22 protein-coding genes are annotated in these 22,673 nt (G+C 61.4%); 13 read left to right on the forward strand and 9 right to left on the reverse strand.

The genetic code is table 11. The features are described 5' to 3' along the window. The first annotated feature begins 3 nt into the window (after positions 1–3). From murG to lpxC, 7 genes are all read left to right on the forward strand, one after another. Positions 4–1,068: an undecaprenyldiphospho-muramoylpentapeptide beta-N-acetylglucosaminyltransferase gene (gene murG / locus ADK28_RS01045; protein ID WP_028127853.1), complete on the forward strand. Its 1,065-nt coding sequence runs from the start codon at positions 4–6 to the stop codon at positions 1,066–1,068. A gap of 84 nt (positions 1,069–1,152) precedes the next feature. Further along, positions 1,153–2,628, forward strand: coding sequence for a UDP-N-acetylmuramate--L-alanine ligase (murC, locus tag ADK28_RS01050; RefSeq protein ID WP_028127852.1), 1,476 nt, complete (start codon positions 1,153–1,155; stop codon positions 2,626–2,628). Next, positions 2,621–3,541 carry a D-alanine--D-alanine ligase gene (locus ADK28_RS01055; RefSeq protein ID WP_048794657.1) on the forward strand — a complete coding sequence of 307 codons (921 nt, stop codon included), beginning with the start codon at positions 2,621–2,623 and terminating at the stop codon, positions 3,539–3,541. The genes murC and ADK28_RS01055 overlap by 8 nt, the downstream gene beginning before the upstream one ends. Position 3,542: 1 nt before the next feature. Next, positions 3,543–4,394, forward strand: a complete 852-nt coding sequence (ftsQ, locus tag ADK28_RS01060; protein ID WP_004932761.1) for a cell division protein FtsQ — start codon at positions 3,543–3,545, stop codon at positions 4,392–4,394. Then, positions 4,391–5,647 carry a cell division protein FtsA gene (ftsA, locus tag ADK28_RS01065; protein WP_004932758.1) on the forward strand — a complete coding sequence of 419 codons (1,257 nt, stop codon included), beginning with the start codon at positions 4,391–4,393 and terminating at the stop codon, positions 5,645–5,647. Before ftsQ ends, ftsA begins: the two co-directional genes overlap by 4 nt. 74 nt (positions 5,648–5,721) lie before the next feature. Continuing rightward, a complete protein-coding gene (ftsZ, locus tag ADK28_RS01070; protein WP_004932757.1) occupies positions 5,722–6,876 on the forward strand; it encodes a cell division protein FtsZ in 1,155 nt (384 codons plus the stop codon). Positions 6,877–6,979: 103 nt separating this feature from the next. Next, positions 6,980–7,897, forward strand: coding sequence for a UDP-3-O-acyl-N-acetylglucosamine deacetylase (gene lpxC, locus ADK28_RS01075; protein ID WP_004932754.1), 918 nt, complete (start codon positions 6,980–6,982; stop codon positions 7,895–7,897). Between the two features lie 99 nt (positions 7,898–7,996). On the opposite strand, the gene ADK28_RS01080 is transcribed toward lpxC, so the two are convergent. Continuing rightward, positions 7,997–8,512, reverse strand: a complete 516-nt coding sequence (locus tag ADK28_RS01080; RefSeq protein WP_004932751.1) for a DUF721 domain-containing protein — start codon at positions 8,510–8,512, stop codon at positions 7,997–7,999. Between the two features lie 26 nt (positions 8,513–8,538). Between ADK28_RS01080 and secM the strand changes: the two genes are divergently transcribed. From secM to mutT, 3 genes are all read left to right on the forward strand, one after another. Then, positions 8,539–9,069, forward strand: a complete 531-nt coding sequence (gene secM / locus ADK28_RS01085) for a secA translation cis-regulator SecM (RefSeq protein ID WP_048794658.1) — start codon at positions 8,539–8,541, stop codon at positions 9,067–9,069. Positions 9,070–9,151: 82 nt separating this feature from the next. Next, positions 9,152–11,860, forward strand: a complete 2,709-nt coding sequence (secA, locus tag ADK28_RS01090) for a preprotein translocase subunit SecA (protein WP_033641260.1) — start codon at positions 9,152–9,154, stop codon at positions 11,858–11,860. 81 nt (positions 11,861–11,941) lie between these two features. Then, positions 11,942–12,346 (forward strand): 8-oxo-dGTP diphosphatase MutT, encoded by a 405-nt coding sequence (gene mutT / locus ADK28_RS01095; RefSeq protein WP_028127851.1) that lies wholly within the window; start codon positions 11,942–11,944, stop codon positions 12,344–12,346. A 39-nt stretch (positions 12,347–12,385) separates the two neighbouring features. Here the strand turns inward: mutT and yacG are convergent, their stop codons facing one another. The 3 genes from yacG to coaE are packed head-to-tail and all read right to left on the reverse strand — an operon-like array spanning position 12,386 to position 14,001. Further along, positions 12,386–12,577 carry a DNA gyrase inhibitor YacG gene (gene yacG / locus ADK28_RS01100; RefSeq protein ID WP_004932737.1) on the reverse strand — a complete coding sequence of 64 codons (192 nt, stop codon included), beginning with the start codon at positions 12,575–12,577 and terminating at the stop codon, positions 12,386–12,388. A 51-nt stretch (positions 12,578–12,628) separates the two neighbouring features. Beyond that, positions 12,629–13,381 carry a cell division protein ZapD gene (gene zapD / locus ADK28_RS01105; RefSeq protein ID WP_016929080.1) on the reverse strand — a complete coding sequence of 251 codons (753 nt, stop codon included), beginning with the start codon at positions 13,379–13,381 and terminating at the stop codon, positions 12,629–12,631. A 5-nt stretch (positions 13,382–13,386) separates the two neighbouring features. Next, complete coding sequence (gene coaE, locus ADK28_RS01110) at positions 13,387–14,001, reverse strand: dephospho-CoA kinase (RefSeq protein WP_048794659.1); 615 nt, start codon at positions 13,999–14,001, stop codon at positions 13,387–13,389. Positions 14,002–14,363: 362 nt separating this feature from the next. Here coaE and ADK28_RS01115 point away from each other — a divergent pair, with 362 nt between their 5' ends. Next, complete coding sequence (locus ADK28_RS01115; protein ID WP_033641262.1) at positions 14,364–15,407, forward strand: GMP reductase; 1,044 nt, start codon at positions 14,364–14,366, stop codon at positions 15,405–15,407. Between the two features lie 52 nt (positions 15,408–15,459). Here the strand turns inward: ADK28_RS01115 and hofC are convergent, their stop codons facing one another. The 4 genes from hofC to nadC all read right to left on the reverse strand — a co-directional run bounded on the left by hofC (position 15,460) and on the right by nadC (position 19,620). After that, the gene (gene hofC / locus ADK28_RS01120; RefSeq protein WP_016929077.1) at positions 15,460–16,659 is read right to left on the reverse strand and encodes a protein transport protein HofC; all 1,200 of its coding nucleotides are present in this window, start codon (positions 16,657–16,659) and stop codon (positions 15,460–15,462) included. Next, positions 16,656–18,098, reverse strand: a complete 1,443-nt coding sequence (gspE, locus tag ADK28_RS01125) for a type II secretion system protein GspE (RefSeq protein WP_048794660.1) — start codon at positions 18,096–18,098, stop codon at positions 16,656–16,658. Before gspE ends, hofC begins: the two co-directional genes overlap by 4 nt. A gap of 5 nt (positions 18,099–18,103) precedes the next feature. After that, on the reverse strand, positions 18,104–18,541 hold the full coding sequence (gene ppdD / locus ADK28_RS01130; protein ID WP_048794661.1) for a prepilin peptidase-dependent pilin: 438 nt from the start codon (positions 18,539–18,541) through the stop codon (positions 18,104–18,106). A 188-nt stretch (positions 18,542–18,729) separates the two neighbouring features. Then, positions 18,730–19,620, reverse strand: coding sequence for a carboxylating nicotinate-nucleotide diphosphorylase (nadC, locus tag ADK28_RS01135; protein ID WP_048794662.1), 891 nt, complete (start codon positions 19,618–19,620; stop codon positions 18,730–18,732). An 84-nt stretch (positions 19,621–19,704) separates the two neighbouring features. Here nadC and ampD point away from each other — a divergent pair, with 84 nt between their 5' ends. Both ampD and ampE read left to right on the forward strand, forming a co-directional pair. After that, a complete protein-coding gene (ampD, locus tag ADK28_RS01140; RefSeq protein ID WP_033641266.1) occupies positions 19,705–20,301 on the forward strand; it encodes a 1,6-anhydro-N-acetylmuramyl-L-alanine amidase AmpD in 597 nt (198 codons plus the stop codon). Then, positions 20,301–21,155: a beta-lactamase regulator AmpE gene (ampE, locus tag ADK28_RS01145; protein WP_004932714.1), complete on the forward strand. Its 855-nt coding sequence runs from the start codon at positions 20,301–20,303 to the stop codon at positions 21,153–21,155. The genes ampD and ampE overlap by 1 nt, the downstream gene beginning before the upstream one ends. Positions 21,156–21,216: 61 nt before the next feature. Here the strand turns inward: ampE and hemL are convergent, their stop codons facing one another. Continuing rightward, positions 21,217–22,506: a glutamate-1-semialdehyde 2,1-aminomutase gene (gene hemL / locus ADK28_RS01150; RefSeq protein WP_048794663.1), complete on the reverse strand. Its 1,290-nt coding sequence runs from the start codon at positions 22,504–22,506 to the stop codon at positions 21,217–21,219. Positions 22,507–22,673: the final 167 nt, after the last annotated feature.

Raw genomic sequence — 22,673 nt, forward strand, 5'->3', positions numbered from 1 at the left:
GGGATGAGCGGGAAACCTAAGCGTTTAATGGTGATGGCAGGCGGTACCGGCGGGCACGTGTTCCCGGGGCTGGCGGTCGCGCATCATCTGATGGCGCAGGGCTGGCAGGTGCGCTGGCTCGGAACCGCAGACCGAATGGAAGCCGATCTGGTGCCGAAGCACGGGATCGAGATTGATTTTATCCGCATCTCCGGCCTGCGCGGCAAGGGCCTGAAGGCCCAGTTGACGGCGCCGCTGCGGATCTGGCAGGCGGTGCGGCAGGCGAAAGCCATTATGCGCAGCTATCAGCCGGATGTGGTGCTGGGGATGGGCGGTTACGTTTCCGGCCCCGGCGGCCTGGCGGCCTGGCAGTGCGGCATCCCGGTGGTGCTGCACGAGCAGAACGGCATCGCCGGCTTGACCAACCGCTGGCTGGCGCGCATCGCCGCCAAAGTGATGCAGGCCTTCCCCGGCGCGTTCCCGAACGCCGAGGTGGTGGGCAACCCGGTGCGTACCGACGTGTTGGCGCTGCCGTTGCCGGCGGAGCGGTTGCAAGGGCGCGAAGGCCCGATCCGTGTGTTGGTGATTGGCGGAAGTCAGGGCGCGCGCGTGCTGAATCAGACAGTTCCTGAAGTCGCGGCGCGTTTGGGCGATAGAATTACGCTCTGGCATCAGGTTGGCAAGGGCGCGCTGGAAACGGTGCTGCGCGACTACGAGAGGGTAGGGCAGACGCAGCACAAGGTGACCGAGTTCATCGACGACATGGCCGCCGCCTATGCCTGGGCCGACGTGGTGGTCTGCCGCTCCGGCGCGTTGACCGTCAGCGAAATCGCGGCGGCGGGGCTGCCGGCGATCTTCGTGCCGTTCATGCACAAGGATCGTCAACAGTACTGGAACGCACGCCCGCTGGAAGAAGCCGGCGCGGCGAAGATTATCGAACAGCCGCAGTTCAACGCCGATGTGGTGGCCGAACTGCTGGCGAGCTGGGATCGCAAGACGCTGCTGGCCATGGCCGAGAAAGCGCGCGCGGTCGCCATTCCGGACGCCACCGAGCGCGTGGCGGCGGAGCTGGTGCGGCTCGCCAGGTAACGAGTGCAGGGGTTCGGCGCGCCGAACCTGAATAAAAGCAATGTGATGTAGGGCCGGGGTACCGGATCCGGATTAGAGAGAGTGATGAATACACAACAACTGGCGAAACTACGTACTATCGTGCCCGAGATGCGTCGCGTCCGGCACATTCACTTTGTCGGCATCGGTGGTGCCGGCATGGGTGGTATCGCCGAAGTGTTGGCAAACGAAGGGTATCAGATCAGCGGCTCCGACCTGGCGCCGAATCCGGTGACCCAACAGTTGAGCGCGCTCGGGGCGACGATTTACTTCAATCACCGTCCGGAAAACGTGCTGGATGCGAGCGTGGTGGTGGTGTCTACCGCCATCTCCGCCGACAACCCGGAGATCGTCGCCGCTCGTGAAGCGCGCATCCCGGTGATCCGCCGCGCTGAAATGCTGGCGGAGCTGATGCGTTTTCGCCACGGCATTGCTATCGCCGGCACGCACGGCAAAACCACCACCACGGCGATGGTCTCGAGCATTTATGCCGAAGCCCGCCTGGACCCGACCTTCGTCAATGGCGGGCTGGTGAAGGCGGCAGGCACCCACGCACGACTGGGGTCCAGCCGTTATCTGATCGCGGAAGCGGATGAGAGCGATGCGTCGTTCCTGCACCTGCAGCCGATGGTGGCCGTGGTCACCAACATCGAAGCCGACCATATGGACACTTACCAGGGCGACTTCGAGAACCTGAAGCAGACGTTTATCAATTTCTTGCACAACCTGCCGTTCTACGGCCGTGCGGTGATGTGCATCGACGATCCGGTAGTGCGCGAGCTGTTGCCGCGCGTGGGTCGCCATATCACCACTTACGGCTTCAGTGAAGATGCCGATGTGCGCATCGAAGACTACCGGCAGATTGGGCCGCAGGGGCACTTTACCCTGAGCCGTCAGGACAAGCCGTTGCTGACGGTGACGCTGAACGCGCCGGGCCGCCACAATGCGTTGAACGCGGCGGCGGCGGTAGCGGTAGCGACCGAAGAAGGCATCGACGACGAAGATATCCTGCGCGCGCTGGCGGGTTTCCAGGGGACCGGGCGCCGCTTCGATTTCCTCGGCGAGTTCCCGCTGGAGCCGGTCAACGGCAAAGCGGGCAGCGCGATGCTGGTGGACGACTACGGCCACCATCCGACCGAAGTGGACGCCACGCTGAAGGCGGCGCGCGCCGGTTGGCCGGACAAGCGTCTGGTGATGATCTTCCAGCCGCACCGCTACACGCGTACTCGCGATCTGTACGACGATTTCGCCAACGTGTTGTCGCAGGTGGATGTGCTGCTGATGCTCGACGTGTACGCCGCCGGCGAAGCGCCGATCCCGGGCGCGGACAGCCGCTCGCTGTGCCGCACCATCCGCAGCCGCGGCAAGCTGGATCCGATCCTGGTTTCCGATGCCGATAGCGTGCCGGAAACGCTGGCGCAGCTGCTGCAGGATGAAGACCTGGTGCTGGTGCAGGGCGCCGGTAACGTGGGCAAAATCGCCCGTAAACTGGCCGAGCTGAAGCTGCAGCCGCCGAAGAAAGAGGAGGAGCACCATGGCTGATAAAGTTGCAGTTCTGCTGGGCGGCACCTCCGCTGAACGTGACGTTTCTCTGCAATCCGGCGCCGCGGTGCTGGCCGGGTTGCGCGAAGCCGGTATCGATGCGCATGGCGTCGATACCCGCGATTTCCCGGTGACCCAACTGAAAGAGCAGGGGTTCACCAAAGTGTTTATCGCGCTGCACGGCCGCGGCGGCGAGGATGGCACTCTGCAGGGGCTGCTGGAGTTCCTCGAGCTGCCTTATACCGGCAGCGGCGTGATGGCCTCGGCGCTGACCATGGACAAATGGCGCACCAAGATGGTGTGGCAGTCGATGGGCTTGCCGGTGGCGCCTTACGTGGCGTTGAATCGCCAGCTGTACTTCGGCGCCGAAAAAGCGGCGCTGCTGGCGCGCGTGGCGGATCTCGGTCTGCCGCTGATCGTCAAGCCGAGCCGTGAAGGCTCCAGCGTCGGCATGAGCAAGGTCACCGAGAGCGCTGCGTTGGAAGCGGCGTTGGAAGAAGCCTTCCGCCATGACGACGATGTGTTGGTGGAGAAGTGGTTGAGCGGGCCGGAATACACCGTGGCGATGCTGGGCGACCAGGTGCTGCCGTCGATCCGCATCCAGCCGGCCGGCGTGTTTTACGACTACCAGGCCAAGTACATTTCGGACGATACGCAGTACTTCTGCCCGAGCGGTTTGAGCGCCGAGCAGGAAGCCGAGATGGCGGCATTGGCGCTGCGCGCCTACCGCGGTCTGGACTGCAGCGGCTGGGGCCGCGTCGACGTGATGCAAGACAGCGATGGCAGCTTCTATTTGCTTGAGGTGAACACCTCTCCGGGCATGACCAGTCATAGCCTGGTGCCGATGGCAGCGCGCCAGTTTGGATTAAGCTTCTCGCAGCTAGTGGCGAGAATTTTGGAGTTGGCCGACTGATATGTCGCAAGCTGCCCTGAATGCGCGCGATCGCGAGGTGGATAACGGCCCGCGCCGCAGCAATGGAACCCAGTTGGCGGGAATGATTTTCCTGCTGATGGTGTTGGGAACGGTCGTGTGGAGCGGTTGGGCGGTGCTTGGCTGGATGAAAGACGCCAGCCGCCTGCCGCTCTCAAGGCTGGTGGTGACCGGCGAACGCCACTACACCACCAACGATGATATTCGTCAGGCGATCCTGGCGCTGGGCGCACCCGGCACCTTTATGACGCAGGATGTGGACGTCATCCAGCAGCAGATCGAACGTCTGCCGTGGATCAAGCAGGCCAGCGTGCGCAAACAATGGCCGGATGAGCTGAAGATCCATCTGGTGGAGTACGTCCCGGTGGCGCGCTGGAACGATTTGCACATGGTGGACGCCGAGGGCAAAGCGTTCAGCGTGCCGGCGGAGCGGGCGGGCAAGCAGAAGTTGCCGCTGCTCTACGGGCCGGAAGGGAGCGAGCAGGATGTGCTGGAGGGCTATCGGGCGATGAGCGCCACGTTGGCGGCCAGCAAATATACGCTGAAAATGGCGGCGATGACCGCGCGCCATTCCTGGCAGCTGGCGCTGGACAACGATGTTCGGCTTGAGCTGGGGCGCGATGACCGCAACGGGCGTTTGCAGCGGTTTATCGAGCTTTACCCGGTATTGCAACAGCAGGGCCAGGCGGAGAGCAAGCGTGTCAGCTATGTCGATCTGCGCTACGAGTCCGGCGCTTCGGTGGGGTGGGCTCCGGTGTTGGTCGATCCGCAGGCGCTTGGCGGTCAGCAAAACAGTAATCAGCAACAGAATCAGGCACAGGCAAAACAACAATGATCAAGTCGACGGACAGAAAACTGGTAGTTGGACTGGAGATCGGTACTGCAAAAGTCTCCGCGTTGGTAGGGGAAGTTCTGCCCGATGGCATGGTCAACATTATCGGGGTGGGCAGCTGCCCGTCTCGCGGCATGGATAAGGGTGGCGTAAACGACCTGGAGTCGGTGGTGAAGTGCGTACAGCGCGCCATCGATCAGGCCGAGCTGATGGCGGACTGCCAGATCTCGTCGGTGTATCTGGCGCTGTCGGGCAAGCACATCAGCTGCCAGAACGAAATCGGCATGGTGCCGATCTCGGAAGAGGAAGTGACGCAGGACGACGTGGAGAACGTGGTGCATACCGCCAAATCGGTGCGCGTGCGCGACGAACACCGCATCCTGCATGTGATTCCTCAGGAATACGCCATCGATTATCAGGAAGGCATCAAAAACCCGGTTGGGCTGTCCGGCGTGCGCATGCAGGCCAAGGTGCATCTGATTACCTGCCATAACGATATGGCGAAGAACATCGTCAAGGCCGTGGAACGTTGCGGCCTGAAAGTTGACCAACTTATTTTCGCCGGTCTGGCCGCGAGCTACGCGGTGCTGACCGAAGATGAACGCGAACTCGGCGTTTGCGTGGTGGATATCGGCGGCGGCACCATGGATATGGCGGTGTACACCGGCGGCGCGCTGCGCCACACCAAAGTGATCCCTTACGCCGGGAACGTGGTCACCAGCGACATCGCTTACGCCTTTGGCACGCCGCCGACCGACGCGGAAGCGATTAAAGTTCGACACGGTTGTGCGCTTGGGTCGATTGTTAGCAAGGATGAGAATGTAGAGGTGCCTAGCGTCGGGGGACGTCCTCCGCGCAGTCTGCAAAGACAGACGCTGGCTGAAGTCATTGAGCCACGCTACACCGAACTGTTGAATCTGGTTAACGATGAAATTTTGCAATTGCAGGAGCAACTGCGTCAGCAAGGGGTGAAGCATCATCTGGCGGCAGGTATCGTGCTGACCGGTGGCGCCGCCCAGATTGATGGCCTGGCAGCCTGTGCGCAACGGGTGTTCCACACTCAGGTACGCATCGGCCAACCCTTGAACATCACGGGTCTGACGGATTATGCGCAGGAGCCTTACTACTCGACGGCGGTAGGTTTGCTGCACTATGGAAAAGAGTCTCATCTGAGCGGTGAGACGGAAGTAGAAAAACGCGCCTCGGTGGGCAATTGGTTTAAACGCATCAATAGCTGGCTGAGAAAAGAGTTTTAATGTTTCAACAAAGAGATCATGCTGAGTAATCTTTTTATGATCTCGCAGCGACAGGCACAAAACGGAGAGAAACTATGTTTGAACCAATGGAACTAACCAATGACGCGGTGATTAAAGTCATCGGCGTCGGCGGCGGCGGTGGCAACGCCGTTGAACACATGGTGCGCGAGCGCATCGAAGGTGTTGAATTCTTCGCTGTGAACACGGACGCCCAGGCGCTCCGCAAAACGGCGGTTGGCCAAACCATCCAGATTGGTAGCGGTATTACCAAAGGTCTGGGTGCGGGCGCGAACCCTGAGGTGGGTCGCAATTCAGCGGAAGAAGACCGCGAAGCCCTGCGCGCAGCGCTGGACGGCGCAGACATGGTCTTCATCGCAGCCGGCATGGGCGGCGGTACCGGTACCGGTGCGGCGCCAGTGGTGGCTGAAGTGGCTAAAGATTTGGGTATTCTGACCGTGGCCGTGGTGACCAAGCCTTTCAACTTCGAAGGCAAGAAGCGCATGGCATTCGCGGAGCAGGGTATCGCTGAGCTGTCCAAACACGTGGACTCGCTGATCACCATCCCGAACGACAAGCTGTTGAAAGTGCTGGGACGCGGGATCTCTCTGCTGGACGCGTTCGGCGCGGCCAACGACGTGCTGAAAGGCGCGGTGCAGGGTATCGCCGAGCTGATCACCCGTCCGGGCCTGATGAACGTCGACTTCGCCGACGTGCGCACCGTGATGTCCGAAATGGGCTACGCGATGATGGGTTCCGGCGTGGCTTGCGGTGAAGACCGCGCCGAAGAAGCGGCCGAAATGGCGATCTCCAGCCCGCTGCTGGAAGACATCGACCTGTCCGGCGCGCGCGGCGTGCTGGTCAACATTACCGCTGGCTTCGATCTGCGTCTGGATGAGTTCGAAACCGTGGGTAACACCATCCGTGCGTTCGCTTCCGACAACGCTACCGTGGTTATCGGTACCTCGCTGGATCCGGAAATGAACGACGAACTGCGCGTCACCGTGGTTGCAACCGGTATCGGTATGGACAAGCGTCCAGAAATCACTCTGGTGACCAATAAGCAGGCCAGCCAGCCAGTGATGGATCACCGTTATCAGCAGCACGGCATGTCGCCTCTGCCGCAGGAAGTGAAACCTGCCGCCAAGGTGGTCAACGACCAAGCTGCGCAGCCGAATAAAGAGCCCGACTATCTTGATATTCCAGCCTTCCTGCGTAAACAGGCAGACTAAGAATATCCTGAGAATTTGGAATCTCCGCTCTTTGTGCTAAACTGTCCCGCCGGCCATGCTGTATGCTTGGCTGGTAGGATGGATAACATTGCGAGATAAAACGATGATCAAACAAAGGACATTAAAACGTATTGTTCAGGCGACTGGCGTCGGTTTGCATACCGGCAAGAAAGTCACGCTGACAATGCGCCCAGCGCCGGCTAATACCGGGGTCATCTATCGTCGCACTGACTTGAATCCACCGGTTGATTTTCCGGCTGATGCAAAATCCGTGCGTGATACCATGCTCTGTACTTGCCTGGTGAATGAGCATGACGTGCGTATTTCGACCGTTGAGCACCTCAACGCCGCGCTGGCTGGGCTGGGCATCGACAACATCGTCATTGAAGTCGACGCCGCTGAAATCCCAATCATGGACGGCAGCGCCAGTCCGTTCGTGTTCTTGCTGCTGGATGCCGGCATCGAAGAGCTGAACTCGGCGAAGAAATTCCTGCGTCTGAAAGAGACCGTACGCGTTGAAGACGGCGACAAATGGGCCGAGCTGTCCCCGCACAACGGGTTCCGCCTGGACTTCACCATCGACTTCAACCACCCGGCTATCGACGCCAGCTCTCAGCGCTACCGTCTTGATTTCTCGGCTGAGTCGTTCGTGCGTCAAATCAGCCGCGCGCGCACCTTCGGGTTCATGCGCGACATTGAATACCTGCAGTCCCGCGGCCTGGCCCTGGGCGGCAGCTTCGATTGCGCCATCGTGGTAGATGACTACCGCGTGCTGAACGAAGACGGTCTGCGTTTCGAAGACGAATTCGTACGTCACAAAATGCTGGACGCCATCGGCGACCTGTTCATGTGCGGCCACAACATCATTGGCGCGTTCACCGCGTTCAAGTCTGGCCACGCGCTGAACAACAAACTGCTGCAGGCCGTACTGGCCAAGCAGGAAGCGTGGGAATACGTGACCTTCCAGGACGAAGCCGAAATGCCGTTGGCATTCAAGGCGCCGTCTACCGTATTGGCGTAAGGTTCGAATTCCTCGCCTGCGAATAACGGCAGGCGCATCCCCTGAGAGCCTGATCATTCAGGCTCATGATGTCGGCTGTTTTGCAGTTTGTGTCGCTGATTACTTATCACGACTGGTTGTGTTGGTACCCTCTCCGGCCAATGCAGCCAGCCGTTCCAATATCTTGCGCAGTTTCTCCGGGCTACGGCTCGCCAACCCTCTCAGCTCTTCCGCACTTTCCAGACTCAAATGCCGCATCGGCACGGGTTTTTCCGGCGCTTTCTCTGCGTTTTGCACCTGGTTGCTGCCTTTCGCCATCAAGGCCGGATTAATCCTGATGTCGATCGACGACAATGATGGTAGAATTTGCGCTCGTAGTGCAGACAGCAAAGCGGGTTGTTCGTAGCGCAAGCGCATCATCCAACTGGCATTTGCCGTTTCGAGCACTAAAATACCCTGTCGGAAATTCGCGACGCGGCACCAGGGATGCAGGGGAGCGGGCAACAGGCCCTTCACTGCACGGTTAAGCTTGAGCAGCGCCACCGCGCGTTGCTGGACGTTATGCAGCGGCCCTTTGCTGCCGGCAGACGCGTCGTCGAACAGGACATCTAATAATTGTGGACGGCTATCGCGCATAATGGGCTCCGGCGGATTATAAACTCGTGATCGGTATTCTAAATCGTTGGCGACAATTTGGCAGACGTTATTTCTGGCCCCATCTCCTGTTAGGGATGGTTGCGGCCACGCTTGGCGCGTCTTCCAATTTGTCCGGCGCTCCCGATCAGGCCGCACTGCCGAATACGTCGTCCAGCCTTAACCGGCAAAATTCGGCCAACGGCACCTTCACCAGCCTGGCCCTGCTGCAGGACGCGCACCGCCGCCCTACCTTCAGCGTAGATTATTGGCAGCAGCATGCACTGCGCACCGTCATTCGTCACCTCTCTTTCGCGCTGGCGCCGCAGGCGGTTTATGCGCGGGTACAGGAGAGCGAAGCCGAAGCGGAACCGCCTTTGCAGGTAGCGCAACTGGCGCTGCTGTCTACCCTCAATGCGCTGCTGACGCACGAGCCGAAGCCGCCGACCATCATTCGCCACACTCACCTTGAGGTGCTGCCCACGCTGGCGCGCCACCAGACCGGCCTGTGGGTGGCGCAGGTGCAGGGCATTCGCGCCGGGCCCGCCGCCCTCGTCTGATCTCGCCCTTCGGGCACAAAAACCATAAATAATAGCAAGTTGACTGCCGTGTTCGGCGGTCATGACAGAGATATCAAACATCATGTTAGTGAAATTATTAACCAAAGTTTTTGGCAGCCGTAACGATCGTACCCTGCGCCGCATGCGCAAAGTGGTTGAGCAGATCAACCGCATGGAACCGGACATGGAAAAACTGTCCGATGACGAGCTGAAAGCGAAAACCAACGAGTTCCGCGCACGCCTGGAGAAAGGCGAGTCGCTGGACAGCCTGATCCCTGAAGCCTTCGCCGTGGTGCGCGAGGCGAGCAAGCGCGTGTTCGGCATGCGTCACTTCGACGTGCAGCTGCTGGGCGGCATGGTGCTGAACGACCGCTGCATCGCGGAGATGCGCACCGGTGAAGGTAAAACCCTGACCGCGACGCTGCCGGCCTACCTGAACGCCCTGAGCGGCCGCGGCGTGCACGTCGTGACCGTCAACGACTATCTGGCGCAGCGTGACGCCGAAAACAACCGTCCGCTGTTCGAGTTCCTCGGCCTGAGCATCGGCATCAACCTGCCGGGCATGCCGGCGCCGGCCAAGCGCGAAGCTTACGCCGCCGACATCACCTACGGTACCAACAACGAATACGGCTTCGACTACCTGCGCGACAACATGGCGTTCAGCCCGGAAGAGCGCGTGCAGCGCAAACTGCACTATGCGCTGGTGGATGAGGTGGACTCCATCCTGATCGATGAAGCGCGTACGCCGCTGATCATCTCCGGCCCGGCCGAAGACAGCTCTGAGATGTACATCAAGGTCAACAAGCTGATCCCTAAACTGATCCGCCAGGAAAAAGAAGACTCCGACACCTTCAAGGGTGAAGGGCACTTCTCGGTGGACGAGAAGGCGCGTCAGGTCCACCTGACCGAACGCGGTCTGATCCTGATCGAAGAGATGCTGGTGGACGCCGGCATCATGGATGAAGGCGAATCGCTGTACTCGCCGACCAACATCATGCTGATGCACCACGTTACCGCCGCGCTGCGCGCCCACGTGCTGTTCACCCGCGACGTGGACTACATCGTGAAAGACGGCGAAGTGATCATCGTCGATGAACACACCGGCCGTACCATGCAGGGCCGCCGTTGGTCCGACGGTCTGCACCAGGCGGTGGAAGCCAAAGAAGGCGTGGAGATCCAGAACGAGAACCAGACGCTGGCTTCGATCACCTTCCAGAACTACTTCCGTCTGTACGAGAAGCTGGCCGGGATGACCGGTACCGCCGATACCGAAGCCTTCGAATTCAGCTCGATCTACAAGCTGGACACGATCGTGGTGCCAACCAACCGTCCGATGATCCGTAAGGATATGCCGGATCTGGTGTACATGACCGAGAAAGAGAAGATCGGCGCCATCATTGAAGACATCCGCGAGCGTACCGCCAAAGGCCAACCGGTGCTGGTGGGTACCATCTCAATCGAGAAATCCGAAGTGGTGTCCCGTGAGCTGACCAAAGCGGGCATCGACCACAAGGTGCTGAATGCCAAATTCCACGCCATGGAAGCGGACATCGTCGCACAGGCCGGCCAAAGCGGTGCGGTGACCATCGCTACCAACATGGCGGGCCGTGGTACCGATATCGTGCTGGGCGGCAGCTGGCAGGCCGAAGTGGCGCTGCTGGAAGAACCGACCGAAGAGCAGATCGAAGCTATCAAAGCCGCCTGGAAAGAGCGCCACGACGCGGTGCTGGCGGCGGGCGGCCTGCATATTATCGGCACCGAGCGCCATGAATCACGCCGTATCGATAACCAGCTGCGCGGCCGTTCCGGTCGTCAGGGTGACGCCGGTTCATCCCGCTTCTACCTGTCGATGGAAGATGCCCTGATGCGTATCTTCGCCTCGGATCGCGTGTCCGGCATGATGCGTAAACTGGGTATGAAAGAAGGCGAAGCGATTGAGCACCCGTGGGTGACCAAGGCGATCGCCAATGCTCAGCGCAAGGTAGAGAGCCGCAACTTCGACATCCGTAAGCAGCTGCTGGAATACGACGACGTCGCCAACGATCAACGCCGCGCCATCTACAGCCAACGCAACGAATTGCTGGACGTGTCCGACGTGAGCGAAACCATCGCCAGCATCCGCGAGGACGTGTTCAAGAGCACCATCGACAACTACATCACGCCGCAGTCGCTGGAAGAAGAGTGGGACATTCAGGGGCTGGAAGAGCGCCTGAAGAACGACTTCGATCTGGAGATGCCGATCGCCCAGTGGCTGGACAAAGAGCCGGAGCTGCACGAAGAGACGCTGCGCGAACGCATTCTGGAGAACGCCAAAGAGCAGTATCAGCGTAAGGAAGAAGTGGTCGGCAGCGAGATGATGCGCAACTTCGAGAAGGGCGTGATGCTGCAGACGCTGGATTCTCTGTGGAAAGAGCATCTGGCGGCGATGGACTACCTGCGCCAGGGTATCCACCTGCGCGGTTACGCGCAGAAGGATCCGAAGCAGGAGTACAAGCGTGAATCCTTCAACATGTTCGCCACCATGCTGGAATCGCTGAAATATGAAGTGATCAGCGTGCTGAGCAAGGTACAGGTGCGGATGCCGGAAGAGGTGGAAGCGCTGGAACAGCAGCGCCGTGAAGAGGCCGAGCGTCTGGCGCAGCAGCAACAGCTGAGCCACCACGACGAGAACGCGCTGGCGACTGAAGATCCGAACGCGCCGGCGACCGCCGAGCGTAAAGTGGGCCGCAACGATCCTTGCCCATGCGGTTCCGGCAAGAAATACAAGCAGTGCCACGGTCGCCTGCAGTAATGCCGGCCGCGGTTGACCGATAACACCCAGGGGTTCAGCTTGCTGAGCCCCTGTTTTTTTGACACCCATCAGGAGGGTGAGATGAAACATCTGAATATCGCCGTGGGCATCATCCGTAATGCTCAGCGGGAAATTTTTATTACCCGCCGCGCCGCTGACGCGCACATGGCCGGATTCTGGGAGTTTCCCGGCGGCAAGATCGAACAGGGTGAAACGCCGGAACAGGCGTTGAGCCGCGAGCTGCGGGAAGAGACCGGTATCGAAGCCGAACGCGCCGAACTGCTGGAGGTGGTGGAGCACCGCTTCAGCGATCGTATCGTGACGCTGAATTTTTATCTGGTAGAAGCCTGGGCGGGTGAGCCGTTTGGCCGTGAGGGGCAACCGATGCGCTGGGTAAAACAGGCGGATCTGCGTGAAGACGAGTTCCCGGAAGCCAATGTCGGCATTATTCAACTGCTGGTGGCGCAGGCGAACGCCGCGCAATAACAAGGTTGGCCTGGCGTCCGCCAGGCCAATAGCGGGCGATCAGCGATCGTCCATTTCACTCCAGTCTTCGCTTTCCGACAGATCGCTGTTGCTCGGAATGCGCTTCTCTTCATCGGCCCACTCGCCGAGATCGATCAGCTGGCAGCGTTTGCTGCAAAACGGCCGGAATGGGCTGACTTCACCCCAAACCACGCCGGTGCCACAGGTTGGGCATTTTACTACGGTCGTCATAACGGTTCCTTACGCCTTCTGTCAGTGCTGAGAAGGCTTTCTTTCACAAGTTCAACAACAGGCCAGTTCGAACGTCAGGCGTTCAGGCACCGCGCCATTTTCGCTATCCAGCGGCAGGAAACGAATGGCATAGCGCGTCTTATGGCCGGAAATCTGCGGATAAAGCTGCGGCGCCAGATGGAGGCGCAAGCGCAGCAGATCCGCCCCTTCGGCGTTGTCCTGGAAAAAACCGTTCAGGCTGATTTGATTGCGGAACGGCCCGGATTGGCGGATCAGATCCAACACCATGATCAGCGCCTGGTTCAGCGGATCCAGCGACTGCAGCCAGGCGGCGACGTCGGCATCGCGATCCTGCTGCGGCGCGTGCATCCACATGTGCAGGGTCGGCAGATCGAAGCTGCAGCAGCCGCCGGGAATATTCAGCCGCTGACGCACCAGGCCGATCAGCCGGTCTTCGCGCAGCGCCTGGCCGAGGCGCGGCGCCGCCATCAGCGCCGATGAGCGCGACTTCAGCTGACCGCGCAGCTGGTCGATCAGCGCCATATCCACGCCCGGCACATCGGCCCAGGCCAACAGTTTCTGCTGCTGGCGTTCCAACTCTTTGAGCAGTTCGGTGCGTACTTCGCCGCGCTCCAGCACGTCCAGCAAGTCGGAGACGGTGCGAAAGAAGGTGAGGGCGATGGCGGTCTCGCTCAGGGCGCGTTGGCCGTGCAGCTGTTGCAGCAGGAATTCGATGCGCAGCCAGGTGCGCATTTTTTCGTTCAGCGGGTGTTCAAAGAGAACGGTTGGGGAAACATCACTCATGCAGTTTAATCCTGTTGGGGCGCTGTTGCCGCCAGTTCAAGGTAGCGACGATGCAGTGCGGCGACCTGTGGCTCTATCCCCTGAGCGGCACCGCTGTTGTCAATAATGTCATCCGCCACGGCGAGGCGCTGCTGGCGCGTGGCCTGGGCGGCGAGAATGCTCTGCGCTTGCTCACGGCTGACGCCGTCGCGCGCGATGGTGCGAGTCAGCTGGGTTTCGGCGTCGACGTCGATCACCAGCACCCGATCGGCGCGATCCTGCAGACCGTTTTCCACCAGCAGCGGCACCACCCATAGCGCGTACGGGCTGGTGGCCTGCGCCAGTTGGCGCTGGGTTTCACGGTGTATCAGCGGGTGCAGCAGCTGGTTCAGCCAGGTTTTGTCATCGGGATGGCTGAAGATGCGCTGACGCAGCGCAGCGCGGTTCAACGCGCCGTCCGGCAGCAACATTTCATTACCAAATCGTTCGGCGATCGCGGCCAAGGCAGGGGTGCCCGGCTCGACGACCTGACGGGCGATCACGTCGGCGTCGACAAGGGTTGCGCCGTGGCGCGCAAAGGCGTTCGCGACGGTCGTCTTGCCGCTGCCTATGCCCCCGGTCAACGCAACAATGTAGGCCATGGTGTTAGGTGCATCCGATGTTCATAAAAAAATAATAGTCGAATCATAAAGCGATCGCGCAGAAGTGCAAGTCGGCAGGCGGCGCTTGCGCATCGGCACCGATCGGGTGGCGAGAAAAAACGCAGCGGCACGGCAAAAATGAGCGGGCAATCACACTGCGATTATGCAGGTAAATTTGTCGGATTGTAGCGTAAATAAAGGCGAATTCGCAGTCTTGTTCGGCGATTATTAGCGCGTATTATAACGTCACTGGAACTGGCATTAATCTCGCCGCCGTCTTTTTGCGCCACTGGAAAGCCGTCGGGCAGAGGTTCGAATATCCTCCTTGCGATCCGTCGCCATTAACCAGGAAATCATAAGTCATGCGTATTGAAGAAGATTTGAAGTTGGGCTTTAAAGACGTGTTGATCCGCCCTAAGCGCTCCACGCTGAAAAGCCGCTCCGAGGTTGAACTGGAACGTCAGTTTGCCTTCAAGCATTCAGGTTGCAGCTGGTCCGGCGTGCCGATTATCGCGGCCAACATGGACACGGTGGGCACCTTCCGCATGGCCGAGGCCCTGGCTTCTTTCGACGTTCTCACCGCCGTACACAAACATTACAGCGTCGAGCAATGGGCTGACTTCGTGCAGCGCATGCCGGAATCGGTGCTGCGCCACGTGATGGTCTCCACCGGCACCTCCGAAGCCGACTTCGCCAAAATGCAGCAGATCCTGGCCCTGTCTCCGGCGCTGAAATTCATCTGTATCGACGTGGCCAACGGCTACTCTGAACACTTTGTCGCCTTCCTGCAGAAAGCGCGCGAAGCCTGCCCGGATCACGTCATCTGCGCAGGTAACGTGGTCACCGGCGAGATGGTGGAAGAGTTGATCCTCTCCGGCGCCGACATCGTTAAAGTCGGCATCGGCCCGGGGTCGGTATGCACCACCCGCGTGAAGACCGGCGTGGGCTACCCGCAGCTGTCGGCGGTGATCGAATGCGCCGACGCGGCCCATGGGTTGGGCGGCCAAATCGTCAGCGACGGCGGCTGCTCGGTGCCGGGCGATGTCGCCAAAGCCTTCGGCGGCGGCGCGGACTTCGTGATGCTGGGCGGCATGCTGGCCGGCCACGACGAGTGCGAAGGCACCGTGGTGGAAGAGAACGGCGAGAAGTTCATGCTGTTCTACGGCATGAGCTCCGAGTCGGCGATGAAGCGCCACGTCGGTGGCGTAGCGGAGTATCGCGCGGCCGAAGGGAAAACCGTCAAGCTGCCGCTGCGGGGCGAGGTGGAGTTTACCGTGCGCGATATCCTCGGCGGCCTGCGTTCCGCCTGCACCTACGTCGGCGCCGAGCGTCTGAAAGAGCTGACCAAGCGCACCACCTTTATCCGCGTGGCGGAGCAGGAAAACCGCGTCTTCGGCAGCAAATAAGCCGCAGCTTGCATTCGGGCGCCGCGCACCGCGGCGCCCGCTATCCTCTTCTTTATCCCAGCACGCTGCCCAGTTGAAAGATAGGCAGATACATGGCGATCACCAAAGCGCCGACAATCCCGCCCACCACCAGCATCAGCAGCGGCTCCAGCGTTTGCGCCAGCGTATCGGCCAGCTCGTGCGTCTGCCGTTCATACCACTGCGCCAACTTATCCAGCAAGGCGTCCAGCGAACCGGACTCCTCGCCCACCCGCACCAGCTGCCGGCACAGTGGCGGAAACAGCGGTTGCAGACCCAGGGCCTGATGAAACGCTTCGCCTTCGGCGATCTGCCGTTGCACCTGCTCCAGCGCCTGCCGGTACAGCAGATGATCCGCCGCCAGCGCCGCCGCGTTCAAGCCTTCCACCAGCGTCAGCCCCGCGCGTTGGGTCATGGTCAGGATACGAAACGTTTGGCTCAGCGCGCCGCCGTTCACCAGCCGGGCAATCAGCGGCAGGCGCAGCAAGGCGGCCTGTTCGCGTTGGCGCCACGGAGGGCGCGGATGCAACCAGCGGAAGTAGCCGAACAGCGACGCGCCGAGCAGCAGCGCCAAATAGGGGCCAACGGCGATCAGCAGCGCGGACAGCCCCAATAACCCTTGGGTAAACCAGGGCAGCGGCGCATCGAACGACTGATAAACCTTGGCAAATTCCGGCAGCACCATCACCAGCATCAGCACGCTGACCAGCAGCGCCACCGCACAGATGAAAAGGGGATACCGCAGCGCTTTGGTCACTTTGCGGCGTAGCAGGTGCTGAGCCTCCTGCTGTTGCGCCAACTGCAGGCAGCAGCGATCGAGGTTGCCGGTCAGTTCGCCGATGGCGATCAGTTGGCGATAGATCGGTGGAAAAACGCCTGGTTGCGCGGCAAGGCTTTCGGAGAGCGGCTGCCCTTCGCGCACCTGTTCTGCCAACAGGCGCAACAGGCAACGCCAGGCTGCCGAAGGGTGCTCTGCCGCCAGAAGCTGCAGCGTATTGACCAGCGGCAGCCCGGCCTGCAACAAGGTAGCGAGCTGGCGGGTGAAGTGGATTAAGGGTTCTCCGCGCCATTGGCCGGGCGTGACGCGTTTGCCGTGCCCGATCCGCCAAGGTTGCAGGCCTTGTTCGATCAGCAACCTGCTCACCTGCCGTTTTTCATCGCTCATCAGTTCGCCGCGGCGTAAGGCGCCCTGAGCGTCGAAGGCCTGCCACAGAAACAACCGGCGCGCTTTCATGGCGTGGTTACGCCGAGCCGGACGACGTCGATGACGCGGTACAGTTCTTCCAGCGAGGTCGTGCCTTCGGCGGCCAGTGCCAGACCCGCCTGCAGCAGCGAAAGCTGCCCCTGTTCGCGGGCGATATCCGCCAGCAGACTGGGAGCGGCGTTCGCCAGCAATGCTGCCTGAATTTCCGGCGTAATGGCCAACAGTTCATACACGCCGATGCGCCCATAGTAGCCGCCGAAGCAGTGCTCGCAGCCGTCGGCACGCCAGGCGGTCAGCGGTTCCGGCCAGATCGCGGTGGGAAAATGCGTCGGCTGGCTGTGCGGGTAGCGGCAGTGGCGACACAGCCTGCGCACCAGCCGCTGGGCGACGACCAGCTTCAGGCAGCCGGCGAGCAGGTAGCCGGGGATACCCATGTGCATCAGCCGCGTCAGGGTCTCGCCGGTGGAGTTGGTATGCAGCGTCGACAGCACCAAGTGGCCGGTTTGCGCGGCCTTGACCGCGATCTCGGCGGTTTCCGCATCGCGGATCTCGCCGATCATGATGACGTCCGGATCCTGGCGCAGCAGGGCGCGCAGCACTCGGGCGAAGTTCAGCTCGGTTTTGGCGTTGATCTGGGTCTGATTAATGCCGAACAGCGGGATCTCGACCGGATCCTCGACGCTGCACAGGTTGCTTTGCGCATCGTTCAACTGGCGCATACCGCTGTACAGCGTTACCGTCTTGCCGCTGCCGGTCGGGCCGGTCACCAGGATCAAACCTTGCGGGCAGGTTAACGCCGCCGCGTAGCGCGCCAGATCCGTCCGGCTCATGCCCAGTTGATCCAGCGGCAGCTCTTGCTGCTCGCCCTGCTGAACGCGCAGCACCACCTTTTCGCCGTGCAACGTCGGCAGGGTGGCGATACGCATGGCATAGCGCGCGCTGTCCAGCGTCAGGCTGAGCTGCCCGTCCTGAGGCTGACGGCGCTCGGCGATATCCAACTGGCCGAGGATCTTCAGCCGGGCTATGAGGCGCGCGGTCAGCTGCGGCGGCGGTGAGGCGAGGGTTTGCAGCACGCCGTCGATGCGCAGGCGAATGCGAAAATGCTGCCGAAAGGGCTCGAAGTGGATGTCCGAGGCGCGGCGCTGAATGGCCAGGCGCAGCGTCTGGTTGATGAACTGTACCACCGGCGCATCGCCGTCGTCGGGGTAGGCGATGTCGGTCGTGTCCTCTTCGGCCGTCAATGGCGCCGGGAGCGGCTCGTGGTGCTGGTTCAGCGCCATCTCCAGCCTGGCCGCCGGCCATTGTTCCAAATGGATGCGCTTGCCGGTGGCGAAACGCAGCGCCGCCAGCAGCCCCTGCGGCGCTTCTTCGCTGAGCGCGACCGTCAGGGTGGTCGGGTCTTCGCTCAGCGCCAGCGCCTGATAGCGCCGGCACAGGGCGTGAACCTCTTCGCTGATTTGCGCATTCATCGCCGTTACTCCGCCGCGTTGTCGAAGCGGAAGACTTCCTGGCACACCTCAACCAGCGTCGCGTTTTCGCTGCTGCACAGCCGGGTCCAGCGGGTCAGTCCATCGGCGTTCGACTTGGGGGTTAATGCCACCGCCAGGCCCTGCAGCGTTTGGCTGCCGGTCAGCGTGATCACGCCTTTGACGACTTTCACCCCGCTGACATAGCGCGACGTGCCGCCGGTGGGAATGCCTTTGCTGCCGGCCTTGCAGCCGGCGGGCGTGCCTTCGTCCAGCACGCACAGCTCGACCGCCATTTTATACGGCGCCATGGTTTGCAGCATGTCGGTCATCGCCGCTTTCTGGATGTAGCGCTGGTAGGCGGGAATGCCGATGGCGCTGAGGATGGCGATGATGGCGATCACCACCATCAGTTCTATCAGGGTAAAGCCGCGTTGCGTTTCCATGCGTTGTTTCCTCCATTGGGGGTGGAAGACAACGGTAGCGGCTTGCTCGGGGGCACGGCGAGGGGCTTTTGTGCGTTTCTCGGCGCGCCTCCATCAGTAATGATGTGGTTTGCAGCGATGAAAAAAACGGTGAGAGGGGGTTCGCAATTTTACGGTGACGCCCCCGGCGGCGGCCGGGGGCGAGGGGATCATTTGAAGCGCATCGACAGATCGAGTGCAGTGATGTGCTTGGTCAGCGCGCCGACCGAAATGTAATCCACGCCGGTGTCGGCGAAGGTGCGCAGCGTCTCACTGGTGACGTTGCCGGACACTTCCAGCTGGGCGCGGCCCTGGGTTTGGGCGACCGCCTGACGCATCATCTCGACGCTGAAGTTGTCCAGCATGATGATGTCGGCGCCGGCATCCAGCGCCTGCTGCAGTTCATCGAGCGATTCGACTTCCACTTCCACCGGCACGTCGGCGTGCAGCCAGAAGGCTTTTTCCACCGCGTTTTTGATCGAGCCGGAGGCGATGATGTGGTTTTCCTTGATCAGGAAGGCATCGGACAGCCCCAGCCGGTGGTTGCTCCCGCCCCCGCACAGCACGGCGTATTTCAGCGCGGTGCGCAGGCCGGGCAAGGTTTTGCGGGTATCGAGCAGGCGAGTCCGGGTCCCTTCCAGCAGGGCCACGTAGCGGCTGACCTCGGTCGCCACGCCGGAGAGCGTCTGCACGAAGTTCAGCGCGGTGCGCTCGCCGGTCAGCATCACCCGCGCCGGGCCGCGCAGCCGGCAGAGCGGTTGGTTCGGCGTCAAACGGTCGCCGTCCGCCACCAGCCACTCCACCTGCACCTGATTGCCCAACTGAATAAAGACTTCGTTCAGCCAGCGGCGGCCACAGAACACGCCGGCTTCGCGGGTGATGACGGTGGCTTCGGCCTGTTTGTCTGCCGGTAACAATTGCGCGGTAATATCGCGCCCGGCGTCGACTTCCCCCCCCAGGTCTTCGCGCAGCGCCTGGGCGACGGCATAGGGAATATCACTTTCAATTCGTTCAAGAAACTCGGTGCGGCGACTGTCGGCACTGTAGCGGCGTGTCGGCATGGAAAACTCCGAAATGGACGGTTAGATCGTAGGGGAACATGCTACTCTGTTGCAGGAATAAGTACCACCGCAGAGAGGTGTCTGATGCAGTTGGAAAATGGCTGGATTGTCGGGGTGACGCGAGTGCTCTCGCCGCACTGCGATCGGCGCCCGGATGACGAGCCGCCCTCGCTGTTGGTCATCCACAACATCAGCTTGCCGCCCGGCGAATTCGGTGGCCCCTATATCGACCAGCTGTTCACCGGCACGCTCGACCCTGCGCAGCACCCTTATTTCGCCGATATCCATCAGCTGCGGGTGTCGGCGCATTGCCTGATTCGCCGCGGCGGAGAGATCGTGCAGTATGTGCCCTTCGACCAACGCGCCTGGCACGCGGGCGTTTCCCTGTATCAGGGGCGCGATCGGTGCAATGATTTCTCCATCGGCATCGAGCTGGAAGGGACTGACCAGTTGCCCTACACCGAGGCGCAATATCGCACGCTGCAGGCGGTCACCGTGCTGCTGGCCGAACATTATCCACCGCTGGCGGCCCATATCGCCGGGCATTGCGATATCGCCCCCGGCCGCAAGACCGATCCCGGGCCGGCGTTCGATTGGGATCGCTATCTGGCATCTCTGGAACAACGCGGCGCGCCCGCCGACGCTATGCTTGAGACAAGAAAAAGGGAGAGGAATCGCTAATGACGCTGTTTACGCTGTTGCTGGTTTTGGCCTGGGAACGCCTGTTCAAGCTGGGAGAGCACTGGCAGCTGGATCATCGCCTCGAAGTGGTATTTCAGCGGCTGCATCGGGTTTCGCTGGCGCAGACACTGGCGATGACCGCCGCCTGGATGGTGATCGTCTGGGGCGTTCTGTGGCTGTCGCACGGGCTGTTCTTCGGCGTAGTGACGCTGCTGCTGTGGATCGTCATCGATCTGCTGTGTGTCGGCGCCGGCATCAAGCGCAAACACTACCGCGCCTACCTGAAAGCGGCGCGGCAGGGGGATATCCACGCCAGCGATCAGATGGCGGAAGAGCTGGCGTTGATCCACGGCTTGCCGGTGGACTGCAGCGAAGAGCTGCGCCTGCGCGAGCTGCAAAACGCGCTGCTGTGGATTAACTTCCGTTATTACCTGGCGCCGCTGTTCTGGTTCGTGGTCTTTGGGCCGTACGGGCCGATCGCGTTGGCGGGGTATGCCTTCCTGCGCGCCTATCAAACCTGGCTGGCGCGCCACAATACGCCGCTGGAGCGTTCGCAATCGGGCATCGATCACCTGTTGAACTGGCTGGACTGGATCCCGGTGCGTTTGGCCGGGGTGGCCTATGCGCTGTTCGGCCACGGCGAACGCGCGTTGCCGGCCTGGTTCGCCTCGCTGGGGGATCGGCATTCGTCGTCGTATCAGGTGCTGACGCGGCTGGCCCAGTTCTCGCTGGCGCGCGATCCGCATATGGATCCGGTGCAAACGCCGCGGGCGGCGGTGACGCTGGCGCGCAAGGTGACGATGATCATCGTGGTGGTGGTGGCGCTGTTGACCATTTACGGCACGCTGCTTTAAGCCGCTGAGAAAAACAAAACGGGCGCCGAGGCGCCCGTTTTGTTTGGCCATTCGGCCGGGATTACAGCTTGGCGAAGCAGCGACGCGCGGCGTCGATGGTGCGCTGGATGTCTTCCTTGCTGTGCGCCACGGACATGAAGCCCGCTTCGAAGGCGGACGGCGCAAGATACACCCCTTCTTCCAGCATCAGGTGGAAGAAACGCTTGAAGCGTTCCACGTCGCACTGCATCACGTCCTGGTAGCAGGTGACCGCCGGCGCGTCGGTGAAGAACAGGCCGAACATGCCACCAACGTTGTTGACCACCAGCGGAATATTCTCCTCCTGCGCCGCGTGCAGCAGGCCAGCGGCCAGCATCTCGGTCAGTTCGGTCAGCGTCTGGTGCACGCCTACCTGTGAGACTTCGGTCAAACAAGCGTAGCCCGCCGCCATGGCGATCGGGTTGCCGGACAGGGTGCCGGCCTGGTAGACCGGGCCGGTGGGCGCCAGCGCGTCCATCACCTCGCGACGGCCGCCGAAGGCGCCCACCGGCATGCCGCCGCCGATGATTTTGCCGAGGCAGGTCAGATCCGGCTCGACGCCGTAATAGGATTGCGCGCCGGCCAGCGCGACGCGGAAGCCGGTCATCACTTCGTCGATGATCAAGAGCGCGCCGTACTTGTCGCACAGGGCGCGCAGGCCCGGCAGGAATTCCGGCAGCGGCGGCACGCAGTTCATGTTGCCGGCGACCGGCTCGACGATAATACAGGCGATCTCGGACGGGTACTGTTCGAAGGCGGCGCGCACCGAATCCAGATCGTTATAGGTGCAGGTCAGAGTGTGCTTGGCGAAGTCGGCCGGCACGCCCGGTGAGTTCGGCTGGCCGAGGGTCAGCGCGCCGGAGCCGGCTTTCACCAGCAGGCAGTCGGCGTGGCCGTGATAGCAGCCTTCGAACTTGATGATTTTATCGCGGTTGGTGTAGCCGCGCGCCAGGCGGATGGCGCTCATGGTGGCTTCGGTGCCCGAGTTCACCATGCGCACCATATCCATCGTCGGCACCAGCTCGGTGACCAACTGCGCAATTTTGACTTCCATCTCGGTCGGCGCGCCGAAGCTCAGGCCGCGCTGCGCCGCTTCGATCACCGCGTCGCGGATCGCCGGGTGGTTATGTCCCAGCACCATCGGCCCCCAGGAACCGACATAGTCGATATAGGCCTTGCCGTCGGCATCGAACAGGTAAGCCCCGTCTGCCCGCTCGATAAACAGCGGCACACCGCCCACGCCGGTGAATGCACGCACCGGAGAGTTTACCCCGCCGGGGATCAACTGTTGCGCCTGGGCGTACAGACTTTCGGACTTGCTGTGTAGGCTCATAAATCGGCTCCTGGATTCTCTTTTGAATGATTTGACCGCGCTATTCTAGAGGAGAGCGCCGCGTTATGAAACGATCACAGTCAGATACCATTAACGGCAGCGTCCGCCGCCAGGTTGGGGTAGAATTATCGCCCTGCCTATTTGTATTACAAATTACCTGACGAATC

It is taken from the genome of Serratia sp. 506_PEND, assembly GCF_001076875.1.
In the GTDB taxonomy this organism is placed as follows: Bacteria; Pseudomonadota; Gammaproteobacteria; order Enterobacterales; family Enterobacteriaceae; genus Serratia; species Serratia marcescens.

What these genes read in the sequence shown, in the direction of transcription:
- hemL (WP_048794663.1), bottom strand. Translation starts at nt 22,506, where the DNA reads ATGAGCCTACACAGCAAGTCCGAAAGTCTGTACGCCCAGGCGCAACAG.
- ampE (WP_004932714.1), top strand. Translation starts at nt 20,301, where the DNA reads ATGACGCTGTTTACGCTGTTGCTGGTTTTGGCCTGGGAACGCCTGTTC.
- mutT (WP_028127851.1), top strand. Translation starts at nt 11,942, where the DNA reads ATGAAACATCTGAATATCGCCGTGGGCATCATCCGTAATGCTCAGCGG.
- zapD (WP_016929080.1), bottom strand. Translation starts at nt 13,381, where the DNA reads ATGAGTGATGTTTCCCCAACCGTTCTCTTTGAACACCCGCTGAACGAA.
- gspE (WP_048794660.1), bottom strand. Translation starts at nt 18,098, where the DNA reads ATGAATGCGCAAATCAGCGAAGAGGTTCACGCCCTGTGCCGGCGCTAT.
- hofC (WP_016929077.1), bottom strand. Translation starts at nt 16,659, where the DNA reads ATGAAAGCGCGCCGGTTGTTTCTGTGGCAGGCCTTCGACGCTCAGGGC.
- ftsZ (WP_004932757.1), top strand. Translation starts at nt 5,722, where the DNA reads ATGTTTGAACCAATGGAACTAACCAATGACGCGGTGATTAAAGTCATC.
- ADK28_RS01115 (WP_033641262.1), top strand. Translation starts at nt 14,364, where the DNA reads ATGCGTATTGAAGAAGATTTGAAGTTGGGCTTTAAAGACGTGTTGATC.
- ppdD (WP_048794661.1), bottom strand. Translation starts at nt 18,541, where the DNA reads ATGGAAACGCAACGCGGCTTTACCCTGATAGAACTGATGGTGGTGATC.
- ADK28_RS01055 (WP_048794657.1), top strand. Translation starts at nt 2,621, where the DNA reads ATGGCTGATAAAGTTGCAGTTCTGCTGGGCGGCACCTCCGCTGAACGT.
- ftsQ (WP_004932761.1), top strand. Translation starts at nt 3,543, where the DNA reads ATGTCGCAAGCTGCCCTGAATGCGCGCGATCGCGAGGTGGATAACGGC.
- lpxC (WP_004932754.1), top strand. Translation starts at nt 6,980, where the DNA reads ATGATCAAACAAAGGACATTAAAACGTATTGTTCAGGCGACTGGCGTC.
- secA (WP_033641260.1), top strand. Translation starts at nt 9,152, where the DNA reads ATGTTAGTGAAATTATTAACCAAAGTTTTTGGCAGCCGTAACGATCGT.
- ADK28_RS01080 (WP_004932751.1), bottom strand. Translation starts at nt 8,512, where the DNA reads ATGCGCGATAGCCGTCCACAATTATTAGATGTCCTGTTCGACGACGCG.
- coaE (WP_048794659.1), bottom strand. Translation starts at nt 14,001, where the DNA reads ATGGCCTACATTGTTGCGTTGACCGGGGGCATAGGCAGCGGCAAGACG.
- ampD (WP_033641266.1), top strand. Translation starts at nt 19,705, where the DNA reads ATGCAGTTGGAAAATGGCTGGATTGTCGGGGTGACGCGAGTGCTCTCG.
- yacG (WP_004932737.1), bottom strand. Translation starts at nt 12,577, where the DNA reads ATGACGACCGTAGTAAAATGCCCAACCTGTGGCACCGGCGTGGTTTGG.
- nadC (WP_048794662.1), bottom strand. Translation starts at nt 19,620, where the DNA reads ATGCCGACACGCCGCTACAGTGCCGACAGTCGCCGCACCGAGTTTCTT.
- ftsA (WP_004932758.1), top strand. Translation starts at nt 4,391, where the DNA reads ATGATCAAGTCGACGGACAGAAAACTGGTAGTTGGACTGGAGATCGGT.
- murC (WP_028127852.1), top strand. Translation starts at nt 1,153, where the DNA reads ATGAATACACAACAACTGGCGAAACTACGTACTATCGTGCCCGAGATG.
- murG (WP_028127853.1), top strand. Translation starts at nt 4, where the DNA reads ATGAGCGGGAAACCTAAGCGTTTAATGGTGATGGCAGGCGGTACCGGC.